Consider the following 20515-nt stretch of genomic DNA (forward strand, 5'->3'; position numbering starts at 1 on the left):
CCGCTCCTACACAGTGGCACGCCGGCAACAGCCACGGCACAATACCGGCCATGAACCGACTGCCCACCTGCTGCGCCCCGCTCCTGCACCACTGGCCCCTGCCGCGTCCGGTCCCCGGCGCGATCCTGGTCAGTTGCCCGTTCGACCCCGCCCTGCTCGCCAGCGACGACTTCAGCCGCGCCGGCATCGAGCAGACCGCCAGCCTGCAACGCTCAGTGGCCAAGCGCCAGGCCGAGTACCTGGCCGGCCGGGTGTGCGCTCGCGCAGCCTTGCTGCAACTCGATGGCCGCGACTATGTCCCGGGTACTGATGAAGACCGCGCGCCGATCTGGCCCGCCGGCATCAGCGGCTCGATCACCCACGGCAAAGGCTGGGCCGCCGCCGTGGTTGCGCGCAGCAGCGACTGCCTGGGCCTGGGCCTGGATCAGGAAAGCCTGCTCAGCGACGAGCGCGCCGAGCGCCTGGCCCGGGAGATTCTCACCGAGGCCGAAATACAGCGTATGGACCCCAGCCAAATCGGGCTGACCGTGACCCTGACCTTCTCGCTGAAAGAAAGCCTGTTCAAAGCGCTCTACCCCATCGTCAGGCAGCGCTTCTATTTTGAGCACGCCGAAGTACTGGAATGGTCCGCTGATGGCCATGCACGCCTGCGCCTGCTCATCGACCTGTCGGCGCAGTGGCACCACGGCCGCGAGCTGGCGGGCCAGTTCTGTCTGCAGGATGATCAGCTGTTGAGCCTGGTCAGCGTCTGAGCGTCAGGGCAGCAGCGGACAGTGCTCGCAGTGCCCGACCCAGTCGACCTTGTAGCTGAGGCAGCAGGTGCGGCGCCGACGCCGACCTGCGGAATCCTGACTGATGGCGGCAAATAAAGGGCTGCCGGGCGTTTCCAGCAGCACCTGCAATCCTGTGTTGTCGCTGATGCCTTGCAGCGCCTGATCCAGGCAATCGCCGGCATTGCCCCACAATACCGCTGGCGGTACGGCGCCCAACACCACCATACGCGCAACAACGGGCTGCAGATGTGCCGCCATGACCGCCTGCAGGCCTTGGCAAGCGACGCCCTCGGCGACCAGCGCAACCGGCAAACCGCGCGCGTCGACCTTCACCGCTGTCGCGCTGAACGCCGACAACGGCTGCCCCTCACGCACCATTCGCCACACCAGGGCAAAGTAGTACTTGGACCATTGCGACACCAGCACCGGCCGTTGCGCCGGCATCAGCTGCGGGCCATAGAGCGCCAGCAGCAAGGCATCGAACCGTGCTTCGTCGAGCAATACCGGCAGGGCAATCGGCGCACTCATTCGCGGTCCTGGTTGCGCGGCCAGTTCAGGCTGAAACAGGCGCCGCCCAGACGCTCGCTACGCCCCACCGACGCCCGCCCACCGTGCCAGTAGATGATCCGCCGAACGATCGACAGGCCCAGTCCATGCCCACCTGATGCGCGAGTGCGACTATCGTCGAGACGGGTGAAGGGGGTGAAGATACGTTCCCAGACACCTTCCGGCACACCAGGGCCATCGTCCTCGACATCGATCCGGCAGCGCTGTCCCCCCAACTGATAGCTGAGGCTGACCTGTGACTCGGCGTGGCGCATGGCGTTGCTGACCAGGTTCTGCAACGCCCGGTGCAGGTAACGCGGTTCGGCCTCGACCCACGCCCCCTGGCCGTCCGCCGCCTTCTCCGCGCCCTGGCACGGGCCGCGCAACACCCGGACCTCGCGGCGCAATGGCGCCAGCTCGGCGATCACCTGATCCAGCAAGGCATCCAGATCGACCCGTTGAAAATGCAGGGCTGGCGCGCCCTGCTCCAGGCGCGCGTAGGTGAGCATTTCATCGACCAGTTTATCCAGGTCCTGAATATCGCCGTCCATACCGGTCAGGTACTTGTCCCGGGCCTGGTCGTTGCTGGCGCTGGCAATCATCTCCAGGCCAAAACGCAGCCGCGCTACCGGCGTACGCAGTTCATGGGATACCGCCCGCACCAGTTCGCGCTGGATGGTCAGCGAGCGCTGCAGGTGTTCGGCCATGCCGTTGAACGCCGCGGCCAGGCGCCCGACCGAATCGGCGTCGTCGGCCGCCACGCGGGTTTCCAGGCTGCCCTGGGCAATCAGGGTTGCGGCGGCCTCAAGCCCCGACAGGCGCCGTTCCAGCTGGCGCACCAGCAGGTAAACGATCAGGCCGATCAGGCACAGGCCCAGCACGGCAATCAGCACCAGCAGTTGCGGCGGATAGGGGTTCATCTGGTACAGCGGGCCGATTTCCAGCACCCAGGGCGTACCGACCAGGCCGGCGAACACCCGGATCGAGTCGCCGTCCTTGCCCAGCGCCAGCACCGTGTCGCCTTCGTCGATGCGCCGGCGCTGGTCTTCGTCCATGTCGGTCTGGTTGACCCGCTGCAGGCGCAGGTCAAAGCCAAAGCCCTTGCTCTGCTTGAGGGCCGCCAGGCGCTGCGGCTGCTCGGCCACCGGATAGCGCACCAGCTCATCGGCCAGCAGGTAGATCGTGGCGCGCGCCAGTTGCTCACTGATTTGCTGCACTTCACCAACCAGCAGCAAATCCAGATCACCCACCTGGCGCAGCACCTTGGCCGCGTGCGGGCCGGTCTTCTCGACCAATACCTGGCCGCGCTGCAACTGGCTGCGCTGACCACCGTCCAGGGCAGTACTGCTCAGCGCCTGCAACGCCAGCGGAATCCCCAGCAGGCGCTCCCAGATCAGCAAGGCGCGCTTGCGCTCGACACCATCCAGCGGCGCCAGGTTGTCAGCCATCAGGGTAAAGGTGCCGTGGGCCAGGCGCTCACGGTACTGGCCGGCGCGCACCTCGTTGAGCAGGTGCAGGCTGAGCACGCCGAGCACCGCCACCAGCACCAACGCGGCGAGCATGCCGCCATAGATGCGCAGGAAGATCGAGTTCATTGCACCTGGCCCATGGCTTCGGCCGCCTCACGGACGAACAGGTAACCTTTGCTGCGGATGGTTTTGATCATCCGCGGGTGCTCCGGGTCGTCGCCTATTTTCGGGCGGATGCGCGAAATCCGCACATCGATGGAGCGGTCCTGGCCGTCGTAGCCGACACCGCGCAGGGAGGTGAAGATTTCTTCGCGCGACAAGGTGCGCCCGGCGTTGCTCACCAACAGCCATAAAAGGTCGAACTCGGCGCTGGTCAGTTCAATGCCGCTGTCGTACAGCCAGGCCTCGCGCAAGGTGTTGTCGACCCGCAACGGGCCGAACTGCAGGGTTTGCGGCGCCTGAGCCTCGGCCGGCGCCTCGCTGCGACGCAACAGGGCATTGATGCGTGCCAGCAGCAAGCGCGGGCGCACCGGCTTGCAGACGTAGTCGTCGGCACCCAGGTCCAGGCCCTGGATCTGGTCGAGATCGTCGCTGCGTGCGGTGAGCATCAGGATCGGCCCGGGGTACTGCTGGCGCACCTTGCGGCAGATGCTCAGGCCGTCTTCGCCCGGCAGCATCAGGTCGAGGATCACCAGGTCCGGCTGCTCGGCGATAATCCGCGCCGCCGCCCGGGCGCCATCGCCTTCCACGTCCACGGTAAAGCCATTGGCCTGCAGGTACTCACAGGTCAGGTCGGCCAGCCGCTGGTCATCTTCGACGATCAATACCCGACTGCTCTGCTCCACGGCTCACCTCAACAGCTTGTTGTTATAAAGAGTACCCACATCACCAAAAGGCAACATTGGCCCCGGATACTACGTCGGGCACCGACGCCTGCCAACCGCCGTTACCGGTGGTGAAAAACCAACGGGAAAGCTGCTCGGACAAGCCAATTTTTTGTGATAGGGTTCGCGCCCGCAAAATCTGCCTGCGACCCTAAGACCCGCGAAAAAATCGGTGACGGGCGGTCATTCAGCGCTAAGACGCGGCCTACAAGGGGTTGAGTGAAATCACTCACAAAATACGCACAAGTTATCCACAGAGCCCGACCTTGCATTACCCCCAAGACCGCATTATCTTGTATCCCCATCGAAACAAAACACTACATCTTGGGGTTTCCTGAAAATCCCAAGCACAAGTCAAGCAGAGAACTCAAGCCCTCAACGGGTAGATTTTTTGCTTGAACTTTAGAAGAGATCAGCAGCCAAACCGCTCCTGCGCAGGCTTCCGTTGCAAACCCTTGGAGGGTGTTGTTTCGGGTACGGGTGAGACCATCAGCACACCCGACAACAACAGTTTTGAGTCGTAGATTCAAGACCTTTGACTTCGGCCAGGGAGCGGCAAGCATTTGCCCTAATTCCTGAACTGTCCCGAAGTGAGTATGCCCGACCTGTGCGGCATGCCGGAACCTCGTGTTCCTGCGCGCCCTCGTGGTCGGTTGTTGGGCTTTCGGACGGAACGGTTGGCGCTCAAAAAGCGCCTAAAACATACTTAGAGAACGTGGAGACACCCATGCAAACCGACACAACTCGCGAGAACCCGCTGGCTTTGGCCCCGCAGGCCGCCGATTCGAACCAGGATCTGGCAGCCACCGCCCCGGGCCAACTGCGCGTGATCAAGCGTAACGGCACTGTCGTCGCCTATACCGATGACAAGATCACCGTGGCCATCACCAAAGCGTTCCTCGCAGTTGAAGGCGGCACCGCTGCCGCCTCGTCGCGCATCCACGACACCGTTGCCCGCCTGACCGAGCAGGTCACCGCGACCTTCAAGCGTCGCATGCCTTCGGGCGGCACCATCCACATCGAAGAAATCCAGGACCAGGTCGAACTGGCCCTGATGCGTGCCGGCGAGCAGAAAGTCGCCCGTGACTACGTGATCTACCGCGACCAGCGTGCCAAGGAGCGTGCCACCCGTGGCCACGCCGAAGACGCAAGCGTGCAGCCGCACCCAAGCATCCGCATCACCCTGGCCGACGGCAGCCTGGCGCCGCTGGACATGAACCGCCTGAACACCATCATCAGCGAAGCCTGCGAAGGCCTGGCCGAAGTCGACGGCGACCTGATCCAGCGCGAAACCCTGAAAAACCTCTACGACGGCGTGGCCATCAAGGACGTCAACACCGCCCTGGTGATGACCGCCCGTACCCTGGTAGAGCGTGAGCCGAACTACTCGTTCGTCACCGCCCGCCTGCTGATGGACACCCTGCGCGCCGAAGGCCTGGGCTTCCTCAACGTCGCCGACAGCGCCACCCACCACGAAATGGCCGACCTGTACGCCAAGGCCCTGCCTGCCTACATCGCCAAGGGTGTCGAGTTCGAACTGCTCAACCCTGCCCTGGCCGACTTCGACCTGGACAAACTGGGCAAGGCGATCGATCACGAGCGCGACCAGCAATTCACCTACCTGGGCCTGCAGACCCTGTACGACCGTTACTTCATCCACAAGGATGGCGTGCGTTTCGAACTGCCTCAGGTGTTCTTCATGCGCGTGGCCATGGGTCTGGCGCTGGAAGAGAAAGACAAAGAAGCCCGTGCCATCGAGTTCTACAACCTGTTGTCGTCCTTCGACTACATGGCCTCGACCCCGACCCTGTTCAACGCCGGTACCCTGCGTCCACAGCTGTCGAGCTGCTACCTGACAACCGTGCCGGACGACCTGTCGGGCATCTACCACGCGATCCACGACAACGCCATGCTGTCGAAATTCGCCGGCGGCCTGGGCAACGACTGGACTCCTGTGCGTGCACTGGGTTCCTACATCAAGGGCACCAACGGTAAATCCCAGGGCGTCGTACCCTTCCTGAAAGTGGTCAACGACACCGCCGTCGCCGTTAACCAGGGTGGCAAGCGCAAGGGCGCTGTGTGTGCCTACCTGGAAACCTGGCACCTGGACATCGAAGAATTCATCGAGCTGCGCAAGAACACCGGTGATGACCGTCGTCGTACCCACGACATGAACACCGCCAACTGGATCCCTGACCTGTTCATGAAGCGCGTCTTCGATGACGGCAAGTGGACCCTGTTCTCGCCATCGGAAGTGCCAGACCTGCACGACCTGACCGGCAAGGCCTTCGAAGAGCGCTACGAGTACTACGAAGCCCTGACCGAGTACAACAAGATCAAGGTGTTCAAGACCATCCAGGCCAAAGACCTGTGGCGCAAGATGCTCTCGATGCTGTTCGAGACCGGCCACCCATGGCTGACCTTCAAAGACCCGTGCAACCTGCGTTCGCCGCAGCAGCACGTGGGCGTGGTCCACAGCTCGAACCTGTGCACCGAGATCACCCTGAACACCAACAAGGACGAGATCGCGGTCTGCAACCTGGGCTCGATCAACCTGCCGAACCACATTGTCGACGGCAAGCTGGACACCACCAAGCTGCAACGCACTGTCAACACCGCCGTGCGCATGCTCGACAACGTGATCGACATCAACTACTACTCGGTGCCGCAAGCGCGTAACTCGAACTTCAAGCACCGTCCGGTCGGCCTGGGCATCATGGGCTTCCAGGACGCGCTGTACCTGCAGCACATCCCTTACGGCTCCGACGCTGCCGTCGAGTTCGCCGACAAGTCGATGGAAGCGGTCAGCTACTTCGCCATCCAGGCCTCCTGTGACCTGGCCGACGAGCGCGGCGCCTACGAGACCTTCCAGGGCTCGCTGTGGTCCAAAGGCATCCTGCCGCTGGATTCGCAACAGATCCTGATCGAAGCCCGTGGCCAGAAGTACATCGACGTCGACCTGAACGAGACCCTGGACTGGGCACCGGTGCGTGCTCGCGTACAAAAAGGTATTCGTAACTCGAACATCATGGCCATCGCGCCGACCGCGACCATCGCCAACATCACCGGCGTGTCGCAGTCCATCGAGCCGACCTACCAGAACCTGTACGTGAAATCGAACCTCTCGGGCGAATTCACCGTGATCAACCCGTACCTGGTTCGCGACCTCAAGGCCCGCGGCCTGTGGGACCCGGTCATGATCAACGACCTGAAGTACTACGACGGTTCGGTGCAGCAGATCGAGCGCATCCCGCAAGAGCTCAAAGACCTCTACGCGACTGCCTTCGAAGTGGAAACCAAGTGGATCGTCGACGCCGCCAGCCGCCGTCAGAAGTGGATCGACCAGGCCCAGTCGCTGAACCTGTACATCGCCGGCGCTTCGGGCAAGAAGCTCGACGTGACCTACCGCATGGCCTGGTACCGTGGTCTGAAAACCACCTACTACCTCCGTGCCCTGGCCGCGACCAGCACCGAGAAGTCGACCATCAACACCGGCAAGCTCAACGCCGTTTCCAGCGGTGGCGACAGCGCCCCGGTACAGGCAGCGCCAGCCGGCCCAGCTCCGGTACCGAAGGCCTGCGCGATCGACGAGCCGGATTGCGAAGCCTGCCAATAAGCGCCTGAAGGCTGGCCAGCTCTCCTGTGGGAGCTGGCTTTGCCAGCGATAGGGCCGGCCCTGCCGCTCTCTTCGCCAGGCCGAACAATAAGGTCGGGGCCACCCCGACCTCCCCCGAGGGCCTCAGCCCCGGGAAGCATTCCAAGATTTTGCGTGCACCGCAGTACCCAACCGCAAGCACCGCAACCAAGATCCACCGGCCATACTGATATGGCCCTCAAGCAGGAGACCCACCATGCTGAGCTGGGACGAATTCGATAAAGACGAAGGCGAAGAAGCCGCCAAAGGCACCACCGCCACGCAAGCCGCTGCCGCAGGCATCGACAAGCTCGACAACGCCGGCGGTGTCGCCGCCCTCGAAGCCCGCGCCGTGACCGCCGCTGACTCCGACGCGGTCAAGCGCGCCAAGGCTGCTCTGGACCAACTCGACATCGCCGAAGGCCTGGCTGAGCTGGAAGGTTCCGCTGCCCGTGTCGCGGTTGACGAAAAGCGCATGATCAACTGCCGCGCCGACCTCAACCAGCTGGTACCGTTCAAGTACGACTGGGCCTGGCAGAAGTACCTGGACGGTTGCGCCAACCACTGGATGCCGCAAGAGGTCAACATGACCGCGGACATCGCCCTGTGGAAAAACCCGGAAGGCCTGACCGACGACGAGCGTCGTATCGTCATGCGCAACCTGGGCTTCTTCTCCACCGCCGACTCCCTGGTTGCCAACAACCTGGCCCTGGCCGTGTACCGCCTGATCACCAACCCCGAGTGCCGCCAGTACATCCTGCGCCAGGCATTCGAAGAGGCGATCCACACCCACGCCTACCAGTACTGCATCGAATCGCTGGGCATGGATGAAGGCGAGATCTTCAACATGTACCACGAGATCCCGTCGGTGGCGAAGAAAGCCGCCTGGGGCCTGAGCTACACCCGCGCGATCTCCGACCCGGAGTTCAACACCGGCACCGTCGAGACCGACAAAGAGCTGCTGCGCAACCTGATCGCTTACTACTGCGTCCTGGAAGGCATTTTCTTCTACTGCGGCTTCACCCAGATCCTGTCCATGGGTCGCCGCAACAAGATGACTGGCGTTGCCGAGCAGTTCCAGTACATCCTGCGTGACGAGTCCATGCACCTGAACTTCGGTATCGACGTGATCAACCAGATCAAGATCGAAAACCCGCACCTGTGGGATGCCGAAATGAAGGAAGAAGCCTCGCAGATGATTCTGCAGGGCACTCAGCTTGAAATCGAATACGCCCGCGACACCATGCCTCGCGGCGTGCTGGGCATGAACGCGGCGATGATGGAGGACTACCTCAAGTTCATCGCCAACCGTCGCCTGTCGCAGATCGGCCTGAAGGAAGAGTACCCAGGTACCACCAACCCGTTCCCATGGATGAGCGAGATCATGGACTTGAAGAAAGAGAAGAACTTCTTCGAGACTCGGGTTATCGAGTATCAGACCGGTGGGGCGTTGAGCTGGGATTGATTTCCCTGTTCGTAGGTTTTCATGATCGGCTGAACTTTTTTCAAAATCGGCTGAAACCATAGCCTCAGCCGCATAGCCACCTCAGCCGAAAGCTGAGGTGGCTTTTTTGTGCATAGATAAAAGCTTAAGAAAGGCGAGCCTCGGTAAGCGTCCGGGGAAGACACATTGCGATGCGCTAAGCTGTAATCCTTTAGGATTGAGGTCTCAGCATGGAATGTGTAGTGGTCAACTAATCCCGGACACTGCGTTAAGTTTTTCCTCGGCCACAGCGGGCGCCAGCCCGCTGTTAAATTGATGTGGCCGTTGCCAGTTGTAGCGCTGGATCAAAAACCGGCCGATATCCTGCTGTGCTAACGAAGCGCTCATATAGCCCACGGTCGGTATCCATTCCGTTTTCAGGCTGCGAAACAACCGTTCCATCGGTGCATTGTCGTGGCAGTTTCCACGTCGACTCATGCTCTGTTTGAAGCGATAGCGCCACAGTCGCTGACGAAAGCCTCGGCTGCCGTACTGGCTTCCTTGGTCGCTGTGAAACAGAACGTTCTGAGGCCGACCACGCTGCTCATAGGCCATATCCAAAGCCTTGATAACCAGGTCAGCGTCAGGCTTCGATGAAAACGCCCAGCCCACCACGCGACGGGCGAACAGATCGATCACAGCCGCCAAATAGTGCCAGCGACCTTGAGCCCAGACATACGTGATGTCACCGCACCAGACCTCATTCGGCGCCGACACAGTGAACTCTCGATCCAACACGTTCGGGATATCCGGCCGCTCCACCGTCGCCTTTTTATAGGCATGTGAGCCAGGTTGCTTGCTGATCAATTTCATTTCGTTCATCAGCTTGCGCACCTTGAATCGCCCAATCTCTATGCCGTCCGCGCGCATCATGAGCATGATGCTTCGGCTGCCCGCCGCGCTGCGGCTTTGAGTGAACAGCTCGTTCACTCGGCTGCGTAAAACCAATCGCTCAACGTCCGGAGATCGGCGCTTGCGGCAGTGCGCGTAATAGCAAGATCGGGTGACTTCAAATACCGAGCACAACAGATCAACAGGCTCTTCAGAACGAAGTTGATCAATTAACGCGAACGCTCGTGCTCCTCGGCCATCAAGAGCGCGGTGGCCTTTTTTAAGATCGATTTTTCCCGTTCCAGCCGATTGATTCGAGCTTCCAGCTCTTGGATTTTTTGCTGTTCGGGCGTGAGCGCCTTACTGGTAGGAGTGACACCGCCTCGTTCTTGCTGGAGTTGGTTGACCCAGCGACGCAGGGCAGACTCAACCAACCCTAGTGATCGAGCTGCATCGATATGGCTGTAGCCCTGATCGAGCACCAGGCTGGCAGCTTCGCGCTTGAATTCTGGGGTAAAGGTACGACGTTGTTTGGTCATCAGACACCTCTCTATGGCGAGCATTCTCGCCTAAATAGGTGTCCGGAATCATTAGACCACTACAATGTCACGTTCGTCCCGCCACGAGCAGAGATGCAGTAGCGATAAGCCGCGTAGTTATTGCCGCCCTGCGTGAGTCAAATTCACAGGACTATCCGCCTGATGTGATCGCTCAGGTTGAGCAAAGCTTTTCTCCTGAAGCCATCACCACACAGCTTACGAAGCGTAAGGTCTTCGTAGCCTTGTTGGGCGAAAACATTATTGGCACTGCCGGTCTCGACGGTGATGTGGTCAGAAGTGTTTTCGTTGACCCGGCTCACCAAAAAGGCGGTATCGGACGGCATTTGATGGATGTCATTCATACAACTGCTGCCAGCGCAGGAGTTGGAGCTGTACGTGTGCCATCGTCGATTACAGCTGAAAGGTTTTATACCGCGTTGGGTTATCAAAAAATCCGCGATGAGTTTCATGGGGCGGAGCGCACCATCGTTATGGAGAAGCGGCTGTAGGATTAGCCCAGACTATTTACCCACTTATGCGGCAACAAATCAGTGATCTCACTGGCCCGCTGCGTGGGCAGCCGCGTCAGCACATCTTTGAGATAGGCATACGGATCATGCCCGTTCATGCGCGCCGACTGGATCAGGCTCATGATCGCCGCCGCCCGTTTGCCACTGCGCAGTGACCCGGCAAACAACCAGTTCGAGCGACCGAGTGCCCATGGCCGTATCTGGTTCTCGACCTGGTTGTTGTCGATGGGCACAGCCCCATCGTCCAGGTAGCGCGTCAGCGCTACCCAGCGTTTCAGGCTGTAATCGAGGGCTTTGGCCGTGGCCGATCCGTTGGGCACCAAGTCGCGTTGGGCCAACATCCAGTCATGCAGTGTTTTGCTGATCGGTACCGCCATTTCCTGACGTATTCGCCAACGGTCTTCGTTGCTCATATCCCAAGCCTGGCGTTCAACCTCGTACAAAGCGCCAATCGAGTGCAGCGCCTGTTCGGCCAGCTGGCTTTTGTTCGCAACATGCAGGTCGAAGAACTTGCGGCGAGCATGAGCCATGCAGCCGATTTCAGTGATGCCTTGCTCAAAACCGGCCTTGTAGCCAGCGAAGTCGTCGCAGACTAGCTTGCCGTTCCAGTCGCCCAGGAAGTTGCGTGCGTGTTCGCCAGCACGGCTTGGGCTGAAGTCATACACCACCGCCTTGAGCGCCGAAAACGGCGTCGTGCTGTAGGCCCAGACATAGGCCCGGTGGGTTTTCTTCTCGCCCGGCGCAAGCATTTGCACCGGTGTTTCATCGGCGTGAATTACGTCCTGGTTCAGCACCGCATCACGCAGTGCATCGACCAGCGGCTGGAGCCGTACACCGGTTTGCCCGACCCACTGGGCCAAGGTCGAGCGAGCAATGACCAGCCCGGCGCGGCCAAAGATTTTCTCCTGCCGGTACAGCGGCAAGTGATCGGCAAACTTGGCCACCATCACGTGGGCCAGCAGGCCTGCAGTCGGGATACCTTTGTCAATGACTTGGGCTGGTACCGGCGCTTGAATCAGTGTTTCGCACTGACGGCAGGCCCACTTACCACGCACATGTTGCTCGACGGTAAATACGCCCGGCGTGTAATCCAGCTTCTCGCTGATGTCTTCACCAATGCGTTGAAGTTGGCAGCCACAGGCGCACAGGGTGCTCTCGGGTTCGTGACGAATTACGGTACGCGGAAACTGCGGCGGCAATGGCGCACGTTTGGGCGATTGCCGTGGCTCGGCCTGTGACGAAGCGGGAAGAAGCTGTTTCAGCTCGGCCTCGATAGCTTCAAGGTCTGTATCGAGCAGGTCATCCAGCAAGCTGCCTTGCGCTGGGCTGATTTGCTCGCTGCGCTTGGCAAACTTGTGGCGTTTGAGCAGGGCGATTTCGAACGTGAGCTGTTCGATGATGGTTTCATCGTTCTGAATCTTCTTGCTCATCGCCTAGACCTGAGACTGCAACTGCAACGCCTGTGCCGCCAAGGCACGAAGCTGTTCCGGGGTCATCTGGTCGAGGTTGGGCGAGGAAGTCATGCCGCCGATTGTGCCAGAGCAGGCACTGGACGACGACATGTAGACCAGCCGAATGGCCGGCGTTTACAGCATGCTGATCACACCGCCTGCACCGACGCGCTGCCACGGCAACTCCAGTACCAACGCCTGGAGTTGCTCACTGTCGAGTTCGACCTCGCATCCATGGCGAATGCCAGGCCAGTGAAATTTGCCTTGATTCAGTCGCCGCGCAGCAAGCCAGACGCCCACGCCGTCGTGCACCAGCACTTTCATCCGGTTAGCCCGGCGATTGGCGAAGAGGTAAGCGCAGTGCGGCTTCGCCGCACCGAACACCGCGATCACCCGGGCCAATGCTGTCTCCGTACCGGCGCGCATATCCATCGGTTCGGTGGCCAGCCAGATCGCATCAATGCGGATCATTGAACGACAGCCCGAATAAATTGCGCGCAGCCCTCAGGATCTGAGGTTGGCCATTTCACCGTGATTAGTTGCCCGGCCATGGGCAGTTCAATGAGCACTGACGCTTCGGCTGGCCGTTTAGGTGCGGCTTTTAGCGGGACGAAGGCTGGCAGCGAGGTTGTTGCAGGCTGGTCTCGATAGAGCGGCATCCATTTGCGGATGACGTTGGCATTGATACCGTGGCAGATGGCGATACTGGACACGGTTGCGCCAGGTTGCAGGCATTCCTGAACGACCTGAGCCTTGAACGGTTTCGGGTAAGAGCTTCGTTGGCGCATGGAAATCCTGGCGATAAGGGTGATCGCGTCCGCTTAAAAATACGCGGACACCATCGCCCTTAATGCTGGAGTTCGGAAGGTGAGTTCGCCGGACGCTTACGCCGAAGGCGCCCGGCAGGTAATATCGATTTCGCGCTCGTACATGCTCCCCGATTGTTTTCCTGTTCCGCCCAGGCGTTCCCCTCCTGAGATCATTCAATACAAAAACGTCTCCATTACCGGCATGCTGGCCCGGCGCTGTTGTCGGTGGTGGGATGCGCGCCTTTTTTTCGTTGTGTTCCCAGATGGGACCGATCTTGTGAGTGAGGTCTCGCTATGAGCTGAGTGCTGTTGACAAAGTGCAGGGCAAATTTCATCAAGCCAGCACTGGACGTGAGGGGAGCAGTTCTTCAATGATCGAAGAGGGGATCGTCATGACGATGCCAACGCAAAAAAAGAGTTGTTTTAAACGGATGTCCGTAGGCGTTCTGGCCGCTTTGCTGTCGGTCGGTGTCGCTAAGGCTTACGCAGAGAATAAGGAAATCACGGGAATGCAAAGTATCCAATTTCGAAAGGTCGTCGACCTCAGCCATATCATTAGCCCGACCATCCCGCTTTGGCCTAATGACCCACCGGTGGTATTCGATGTGGTGGCTTCACAGGAAAAAGACGGTTATTACCTGCGGCGTTTCAGCATCGGCGAGCACAGCGCAACCCATATGAACGCACCTAACAGTTTTCATCCCAACGCTAATGGGATTGATGCCTATAAACCGGAGTCCTTGGTGCGACCGGCCGTCGTGATTGATATCCGAGCCCAGGCCCATGACGACGCAGACTATGTGATTGGCGTCCAGGACATCGAGAAATGGGAGCAGGCACATGGGCGCATCGACCAGGGCTCTGTCGTGCTGTTTTATACAGGGTGGCAAGCGCTGTGGAACGATCCCAAGCGCTTTATCAATGAAGATTCGAAGGGGCCCCACTTCCCCGGGGTGGGCGCTGCAACCACGAAGTTTCTGCTTGAAGAGCGCCAGATAGCAGGTGTCGGTATCGATACACATGGCGCCGATCCTGGTCAGGACACGGTCTACGCCACCAATAGTCAGATTCTGGCGAAAGATGGGATTGTCCTGGAGTGCCTGACCAACCTCGATCAGTTGCCCGCAAAAGGTACGACGCTGGTCATTGGCGTGCTCCGACTGAAAGAGGGCTCGGGTTCTCCTGTTTCCGTGATGGCCTTTACCCCCTGAGATCCTTTCAACTTGAAATGGTATCCACTACCGGCGTTCTGACCCGGTAGTTGGCAGCACGTTGAAGCACTTGGGTCAAGGCCTGGAAGTTCGCTGGTTTGGTTAAAATGTCATCGGCACCAGCGGCCCTGAAACGTTCTATTTCGCTCGAAAATGCACTGGCGGTGAAAGCTATGATGTAGCAGCTATCGCCTTGTGGAAGTTGGCGGATCTTGCGGACCGCCTCCAACCCACCCATGACAGGCATGTTGATGTCCATGAAAATGATATCGGGCATCGAAGTCATGCACTGATTGACTGCCTCCAGACCATCCGACGCAAGATCGGGTGTATAACCCAGTTCTTGCAGCATCGCCATGGCAACTTTCTGGTTCATTGGATGATTTTCCACCAGCAGGATATCGAGCGGGCAATTCCTGGCAAAAGATGAATCGAAACTCACTGCTGCATAATCGTTATCGAAGGGTATTTCCGACGCTGGAAAAACTTCCATGGGAAGTGAAAAAGAAAACGTCGAGCCGACGCCAGGCTGACTGACAAAGGATAAAGTCCCCTGTTGCGCCTCGACTAGATTCTTGCAGATTGAAAGGCCGAGCCCGCTTCCGTTGAAGCCTTGGCTAGAGGGTGCTTTAAATTGAGCAAAGGGCTCGAACAGGCTGTCTTGCTGCTCTTTGGGAATACCTATGCCGGTATCGCGTATGGAAACGTCGAGTCGGGCTTGGCCCCGATGACACCGTACATGGGGGTGCGAATTTCATGGCTCATGGTGGCCAGAAATCTGGATTTTGAACGATCAGCATCCTCAGCGGCATTTTTTGCCTGACTCAATATCCGTTCGTTTATCTGCAATTGCTGGAGATGAGCGCGCATGCGTAATAGATCGACTACGAACAATAAACTGAAGGCAAGAAATACCAAGATGGCAAGAATGATATGGTGCAGGGACTCTTCATTAAGTTGTTGGTGATAGGCCGCCAACCTCATTTCCGCACCTGCGACATAAACAGTGCCATCATGGGACTTCATCGGGACGAAGACCGCGCCCTTGGCGTTTTCGCCATGCGTAGAAACTGCTGCGCCGAACTCCAAGGACGCGACAGCAGTCGAAAACACCAAATTGCTCACTCAGTTCGTTGATCAGCGAGAACGATCCTTGGAGTCCCGAAGCAGGAGAGCACTGGCCTTTTTTAGGATTTCGATATCCCGGTCCTTTTGCCGGACTAGCGCTTCCAGCTCCTGGATTCGCTGCTGCTCTGGAGTGATGGCCTTGGCGCCGACCGGTGTTTGGCCTTCTCGTTCCTGGCGCAGTTGCTCGACCCAGCGACGAAGCGCGGTCCGCCCTAGACCAAGGCTCTCGCAGACATCAGGGACTGACTCACCATCGTCCAGCACCATCTCGGCAGCTTTGATTTTGAATTCGTTCGAGTAAGATTTTCGCACTGATTTTGCCTCCAATTGGGCGCCATAATAGCGCCCGACGAAGGTGTCCAAAATCATTAGGCCAGTTCACTTTTCAGCATAAGGCCGGTACGTCACTCGCTCAGCAATGGGGTGCGGAGCACTATGACGGGGATACCAGGAAGCGTAATGCTGCTCCGCTTGAGTGAGCAGCATTACGCATTTGTTCGGCCTTGTGGTTTGACGCTCGCGCAGTTGCCCTTCAGTAGCGGAACTTGCCGCCATGAATGTCCTGCAGCACCTGCTCAGTCACGCGCACGTAGGTTTCGGTGCCCGGTAGCCAAGCGTAGACCGGGTCTTCACCGGTTTGGCTGGGGTCGAAGGCTTCGGTCCTTAGCTTGGTTTTCTGGTATTTGAACGTGCCGGTGGTTTCCATGCAGGTCCTGATGCGCAGGAACATCGGCACCGCGTAGTGAGGCATCTGGCTTTTGACGAAGCGCAGCAGGTCGCAAAAATCCAGTTGCTCCAGCGGGGCCGATGGGGTGATGGCTGCCATCCCGGCACGACCGTTGGTGTTCTTGATTTCCACACCGTAGGCCACGGCTTCGGCGATGTGGGGGTGTTGCACCATGATGTTTTCGACTTCGGTGGTGGAGACGTTTTCACCTTTCCAGCGGAAGGTGTCCCCCAGGCGGTCGACGAATTGGGCGTGGCCAAAGCCGATATCGCGAATCAGGTCGCCGCTGTTGAAGTAACGATCGCCCTTTTCGAAAACGTCGTACAGCACCACCTTTTTGCTCTTCTCCGGATCGGTGTAACCGTCGAATGGGGCGTCGTCGTCGATCTTGGCCAGCAACAAGCCTTGGCCACCCTTGCCGACTTTCTGCATGAAACCGTTCGCGCTGCGCCGCGGCTCGCCGGTGTCGTGTTCGTACTCCACCAGCGACCAGGCGTTGATGGCAAAGCCGATGGTGTTTTCGAAGTTGAGGATGTTGGTAAAGCCAATGTTGCCGTCACTGGCGGCATAAAACTCGCAGACCCGTTCGATGTTGAAGCGTCTCTTGAAGTCGATCCACACGCCCGGGCGCAGGCCGTTGCCAATCATTTTCACCACCGGGTTGTCGCCATCGTTGCCGGCGGGAGGCTGGTCGATCAGGTAGCGACACAATTCACCGACATAGCAAATGGTGGTGGCCTTGAATTTGCGTGTGTCATTCCAGAACTGACTGGCGCTGAATTTGCGGCGGATGGCGAAACCCGAGGCGCCGGCCAATGCCGAGCCCCAGCTCACGCACAGCCCGGTGCCGTGATAGAGCGGCAAGGTGCAATAGACGATGTCATCGGGGCGCATATCCAGGGCGATCATGCCGAAGCTACCGTAGACTTTCATCCAGCGCCCGTGCTTGAACACCCCGGCCTTGGGCAAACCGGTGGTGCCGGAGGTGTAAATGTAGAAGCAGGCGTCGTCCAGGTAGACCTGCTGGGTGGTCGCCGGATTGACAGCGGAGTGCGCTTCGCTGACGCGGGTCAGGTTGATGTAACCCTCGGGCGCGACGCCCGCATCGCGAGTGGTGTCGGTGTCAGCCAGGAAGAACGTGCTCAGCTCATCGATGGCAACCTCGTTACGCACCGCGTCAAAGGATGGCACCAACTCTTCGCCGACGATAATCGCCGAGGGATTGACCAGGCTCAAGCTGTGGATCAGGACGTTGTTGGTCTGCGAGGTGTTGAGCATGGCGCAGATACCGCCGATCTTGCTGACCGCCAGCACGCTGACCAGCAATTCCGGGCGATTTTCAATAAATATGCCGACCACATCGCCTTTTTTCAGGCCACGGGCAAGCAGGTAGTGGGCGAAACGGTTGGCCCACTGGTTGACCTGTTCATAACTGAAACGATTGTCCTCGTAGAGCAGCGCCGGTCCTTGAGGGTTGCGCGCAACCGCCTGTTCGAAGGCCCACCCCAGGCCGCAGGGCTGATCGACCTTGAGCTTGGAGGCTTTGATTCCCCTGATGAGCCGAGGAATGGCCCGGGCGATCAAGGGGATTTTGCGCAGCATCATGCCCCAGGTAATCATGTCGCTATTGCTACTCATGTCACCTCCTAGTGAATTGACCGTGGCAGCCAGGCGGTTGGACAAGCGCCAGACCGGCCGATCGCTTTATTGTTGTGCACGCCATGTAAAAAGTCCTCGCGCAGCGGGGTGCGCGAGGACGCCTGTTGCCAAGCCTCAGAACTCGTCGGCGACCGACTCGAGGATCTTGCCCATCAAGTAAACCGTGGTGCGTGCGACTTGCTTGACCGACTCTTTTTCTTCGTCGGTCACGACCCAGCGGTCGATGGCTGCGTTGACTTGCTCGGAGTGTTTCTCGTCGATGATCGCGTGGGCGACAAAGAAGGTAAGTTGTTGATCGGTCAGCTTGAGATGGTTCTTGCAGACATCCATCAATGGCTCGAGGTGCTCGTAGCAGTCCTCGGCCCAGAAGCTGTAGCCCAGCCGTGGAATGATGCCGCGGCACACAGAGACGAAATCCAGGTAGCCGTAGAACGCCTCTGTGGCCGGCAGCATCGGCTTATCGAACTCGGACTTGTCGACGCCAATGGCGATCAGGTCGTTGTACGCCATGTTTTCATGGCCCAGTTCTTCCAGCGCATGCTTCATCGCAAAACGCAGCAGGCCGACCTTTTTATGGTCCTGGTTCCAGCACGCCACCGCCTGGTTGATCGCGTTGTTCTTGGTGTAGTGATACACCTGGACAATCGACTTGATGTAGAGGTCACGCTGCAACTCGGGGCGCTTCATCATCTGGAAAAAGCGGCCGGCCTTGATCTTCTCCCATTCGGCATCACAGATGGCTTTCAGCTCTTTGCGAAACGCGGTCACTTCAGTCATTTCACTCTCTTCCTTGGCGGGTTGATAAATCATTCATGACACTTTTTATACTATCAAGCGAACACGGACTTACAGGCGCAGTAAGGACTTTATGATGTAGATGAACTTGGAGAAGAACCCCAGGCCTTCGATAGTATCCCAGTGTTCCATCAGCACACCGTTTTCCACACGATAGATATCGATCACCTTGTAATTCACCGTAAAGAATCTGTGCTTGGCCCAGTGCTTGGCATACAGGAAGACATAATCGCCTTCGGCGCATACCCGTTCAATGCTGGTACCCGACTCGGGGAATGTTTTGAAGAACTGCGTAAAGTAGGTCTTGAAGCCTTCGCGGCGCGGTGGAATAAATACATTGTTGTGTTGTACATAATCCTCGGCAATCAACGTATCGGCGACCGCCAGTTCCCGCTGGCCAAACATGCGCTCGTAAAACTCGATGACCACTTCTTTGTTCCTGGCTTCCATCTTGGATCAACCTCAGTGTTGTCGTTGTTTTTGGATGCTCATCCCGCCAGTGACTGCCTCGCGGCACGGGCGGCCAAGGTGTAGCGAATCAAGTCATCAATGTTCTTCAGGTCTGCAGGGCAGCTTTGCAGGCCGAAGAAGGGCGTGACCGACGGCATCAGATCGCCTTTGTACAGGGCGTAGTAGTGATCACCGCGGGCTTTGATCTGGAAGAAGATACCGTCCTGATCAAAGACGAAGCTGTCGAACTTCGGCGCAAGCCGTGGTTTTACGTAGGTGATGAAGGTTTTGTAGCCGCCTTCCAGGGCGACCAGCGAGGCGCCGGTCATCGCCAATCCGTTGACCACGTTCTTGACCGGGGAATGCTTGTCGACAATAAGTCGCGAGAGTTCGACGCACTCATTCTCGTAATTGGGCCCGGAGAACCGCACCAGTTGTTCATGGCTGATGAACTCGCCCGACTCGTGAGGGAAAGGCGTAATACGCTGGGTGCCGATAATTTCACCATCATAATAAAAGGCAAACACGTAGGAACGCGGGTCGTATTCATCCAGGCATACGGTGTCGTCGACCGCGTTACCGAACAACGTCTTGTAGTAAGTCTTTCGCTGCCCGTACAACCGGCTGCGGGCACGAGACAGTTCGAGAAACTGCGCTGGCGTAACCACCTGCCTGACGTTGACCTTGTCAGATTGGCACAAGTCTTGAAGTACTGAATCATAGAAACTGTAGATTGCCGAACCGGCTGAATCATCCTTTACCAACTGCATATTTGCCGAAGGCAAGGCAGCCTTATTACTTGCGAGTGATGGCATGAGAATTCCCTTCTTATTGTGATCTGTAGTATTCAACTCAGCCCAGCGCACGACCTAAGTTTCCACAGGACAATACATAGCTTCGCCTCCTTGCGTAGATGCCTACAAGTTGATGATTTGCTTACTGCGCACAGCAAGGCACGCACCCCTCTTATCGCGGGCGTGCCTTTAAACTAAAGCGACTTGCAGTTAAACCGGTGGCAGCGAGGTCAAGGCTCGACGGATCTGCTCTGCGCGCTCGCCCAGCACTTGGGGCGTAGCGAGTGGAAGGTCCGCATGACCCAGGTTGAAACCGTCACCGACAAAGCGGGCCAGTACATGCAGGTGGGCGTGGCCCACCGTCTGCCCGGCCACAGCGCCATCGCACAGCAGCAGGTTGATACCTTCGCAGGGGTGTTCATTGAGGCTCAAGCCGCTTTCACGCAGGGCGGCCGCCACCCGTTGACCCACACGCATCATGTGGCCACAGGTTTGAGGAGGGATATCACCCAGGCCGCTTGCGTGGGCCTTGGGAATGACCAGGACATGACCAGGAGTAATCGGCTGGATGGAGAGAAAGGCCAGGCACTGCTCGTCTTCGTAGACAACGGCAGCCGGTGATTCTTTCTTGGCGATTGCACAGAAAATGCAGTTCACGATTAGCTCCCTCTATTGTAGTAGGTGCAAACCCGGTGGAGGCATGAAGATCCGGGTTGCTACAGGCTGCATTCCATTGCAGTTGACCGCACAGCTTGAGGGTGAAATTACCCTTGGCATTTCACATCTGTACACGTGAGTTTTG

General features: G+C 58.6%; 17 protein-coding genes and 2 pseudogenes. 5 read left to right on the forward strand and 14 right to left on the reverse strand.

Annotation, left to right across the window (positions count from 1 at the left end; all coding sequences use genetic code 11):
- The first annotated feature begins 50 nt into the window (after positions 1-50).
- On the forward strand, positions 51-752 hold the full coding sequence (locus KHO53_RS04000) for a 4'-phosphopantetheinyl transferase family protein (protein WP_036996600.1): 702 nt from the start codon (positions 51-53) through the stop codon (positions 750-752).
- A 3-nt stretch (positions 753-755) separates the two neighbouring features.
- Here KHO53_RS04000 and fhuF read toward each other — a convergent pair whose 3' ends face one another.
- Genes fhuF through KHO53_RS04015 form a run of 3 tightly spaced genes read right to left on the reverse strand, consistent with a single transcriptional unit; the run spans position 756 to position 3633 of the window.
- Positions 756-1301 carry a siderophore-iron reductase FhuF gene (gene fhuF / locus KHO53_RS04005; RefSeq protein ID WP_249684256.1) on the reverse strand — a complete coding sequence of 182 codons (546 nt, stop codon included), beginning with the start codon at positions 1299-1301 and terminating at the stop codon, positions 756-758.
- Positions 1298-2914 (reverse strand): ATP-binding protein, encoded by a 1617-nt coding sequence (locus KHO53_RS04010; RefSeq protein WP_036996601.1) that lies wholly within the window; start codon positions 2912-2914, stop codon positions 1298-1300. The genes fhuF and KHO53_RS04010 overlap by 4 nt, the downstream gene beginning before the upstream one ends.
- Positions 2911-3633, reverse strand: coding sequence for a response regulator (locus KHO53_RS04015; protein WP_026001155.1), 723 nt, complete (start codon positions 3631-3633; stop codon positions 2911-2913). Before KHO53_RS04015 ends, KHO53_RS04010 begins: the two co-directional genes overlap by 4 nt.
- Positions 3634-4399: 766 nt before the next feature.
- On the opposite strand from KHO53_RS04015, the gene KHO53_RS04020 reads away from it, so the two are divergent.
- Positions 4400-7288, forward strand: coding sequence for a ribonucleoside-diphosphate reductase subunit alpha (locus KHO53_RS04020; RefSeq protein WP_010220476.1), 2889 nt, complete (start codon positions 4400-4402; stop codon positions 7286-7288).
- A gap of 235 nt (positions 7289-7523) precedes the next feature.
- A complete protein-coding gene (locus KHO53_RS04025; protein WP_010220478.1) occupies positions 7524-8771 on the forward strand; it encodes a ribonucleotide-diphosphate reductase subunit beta in 1248 nt (415 codons plus the stop codon).
- Positions 8772-8996: 225 nt separating this feature from the next.
- On the opposite strand, the gene KHO53_RS04030 is transcribed toward KHO53_RS04025, so the two are convergent.
- Positions 8997-10159 (reverse strand): IS3 family transposase gene (locus tag KHO53_RS04030; RefSeq protein WP_213570014.1). Its coding sequence is split into 2 segments (ribosomal slippage): positions 8997-9907 and positions 9907-10159, totalling 1164 coding nucleotides; the frame shifts between segments, so codons are not numbered across the junction.
- A 50-nt stretch (positions 10160-10209) separates the two neighbouring features.
- Here KHO53_RS04030 and KHO53_RS04035 point away from each other — a divergent pair.
- Positions 10210-10668, forward strand: a complete 459-nt coding sequence (locus KHO53_RS04035; protein ID WP_213570611.1) for a GNAT family N-acetyltransferase — start codon at positions 10210-10212, stop codon at positions 10666-10668.
- Between the two features lie 2 nt (positions 10669-10670).
- Here the strand turns inward: KHO53_RS04035 and tnpC are convergent.
- The 3 genes and pseudogenes from tnpC to tnpA form a co-directional block, all read right to left on the reverse strand.
- A pseudogene (gene tnpC / locus KHO53_RS04040) lies at positions 10671-12212 on the reverse strand (IS66 family transposase).
- Positions 12213-12275: 63 nt separating this feature from the next.
- Positions 12276-12611 (reverse strand): IS66 family insertion sequence element accessory protein TnpB, encoded by a 336-nt coding sequence (gene tnpB, locus KHO53_RS25580; protein ID WP_249684258.1) that lies wholly within the window; start codon positions 12609-12611, stop codon positions 12276-12278.
- Positions 12608-12928 carry an IS66-like element accessory protein TnpA gene (gene tnpA, locus KHO53_RS04050; protein WP_213570015.1) on the reverse strand — a complete coding sequence of 107 codons (321 nt, stop codon included), beginning with the start codon at positions 12926-12928 and terminating at the stop codon, positions 12608-12610. Before tnpA ends, tnpB begins: the two co-directional genes overlap by 4 nt.
- 392 nt (positions 12929-13320) lie before the next feature.
- Between tnpA and KHO53_RS04055 the strand changes: the two genes are divergently transcribed.
- Positions 13321-14160 carry a cyclase family protein gene (locus KHO53_RS04055; protein WP_223253822.1) on the forward strand — a complete coding sequence of 280 codons (840 nt, stop codon included), beginning with the start codon at positions 13321-13323 and terminating at the stop codon, positions 14158-14160.
- 7 nt (positions 14161-14167) lie between these two features.
- Here KHO53_RS04055 and KHO53_RS04060 read toward each other — a convergent pair.
- The 7 genes and pseudogenes from KHO53_RS04060 to KHO53_RS04090 form a co-directional block, all read right to left on the reverse strand.
- Positions 14168-15201: pseudogene (locus tag KHO53_RS04060) on the reverse strand (response regulator); the annotation flags it as partial.
- Positions 15202-15297: 96 nt separating this feature from the next.
- On the reverse strand, positions 15298-15657 hold the full coding sequence (locus KHO53_RS04065) for a transposase (RefSeq protein ID WP_010226374.1): 360 nt from the start codon (positions 15655-15657) through the stop codon (positions 15298-15300).
- Between the two features lie 163 nt (positions 15658-15820).
- The gene (locus KHO53_RS04070) at positions 15821-17653 is read right to left on the reverse strand and encodes a long-chain-acyl-CoA synthetase (RefSeq protein ID WP_010220479.1); all 1833 of its coding nucleotides are present in this window, start codon (positions 17651-17653) and stop codon (positions 15821-15823) included.
- Positions 17654-17788: 135 nt separating this feature from the next.
- Positions 17789-18451: an iron-containing redox enzyme family protein gene (locus KHO53_RS04075; protein ID WP_010220480.1), complete on the reverse strand. Its 663-nt coding sequence runs from the start codon at positions 18449-18451 to the stop codon at positions 17789-17791.
- A 69-nt stretch (positions 18452-18520) separates the two neighbouring features.
- The gene (locus KHO53_RS04080; protein ID WP_010220481.1) at positions 18521-18919 is read right to left on the reverse strand and encodes a nuclear transport factor 2 family protein; all 399 of its coding nucleotides are present in this window, start codon (positions 18917-18919) and stop codon (positions 18521-18523) included.
- A gap of 38 nt (positions 18920-18957) precedes the next feature.
- Complete coding sequence (locus KHO53_RS04085) at positions 18958-19734, reverse strand: hypothetical protein (protein ID WP_223253920.1); 777 nt, start codon at positions 19732-19734, stop codon at positions 18958-18960.
- Between the two features lie 189 nt (positions 19735-19923).
- Positions 19924-20370, reverse strand: a complete 447-nt coding sequence (locus KHO53_RS04090; protein ID WP_010220483.1) for an HIT family protein — start codon at positions 20368-20370, stop codon at positions 19924-19926.
- Between the last annotated feature and the right edge of the window lie 145 nt (positions 20371-20515).

This window comes from Pseudomonas sp. RC2C2 (assembly GCF_018390435.1).
GTDB lineage: Bacteria > Pseudomonadota > Gammaproteobacteria > Pseudomonadales > Pseudomonadaceae > Aquipseudomonas > Aquipseudomonas donghuensis.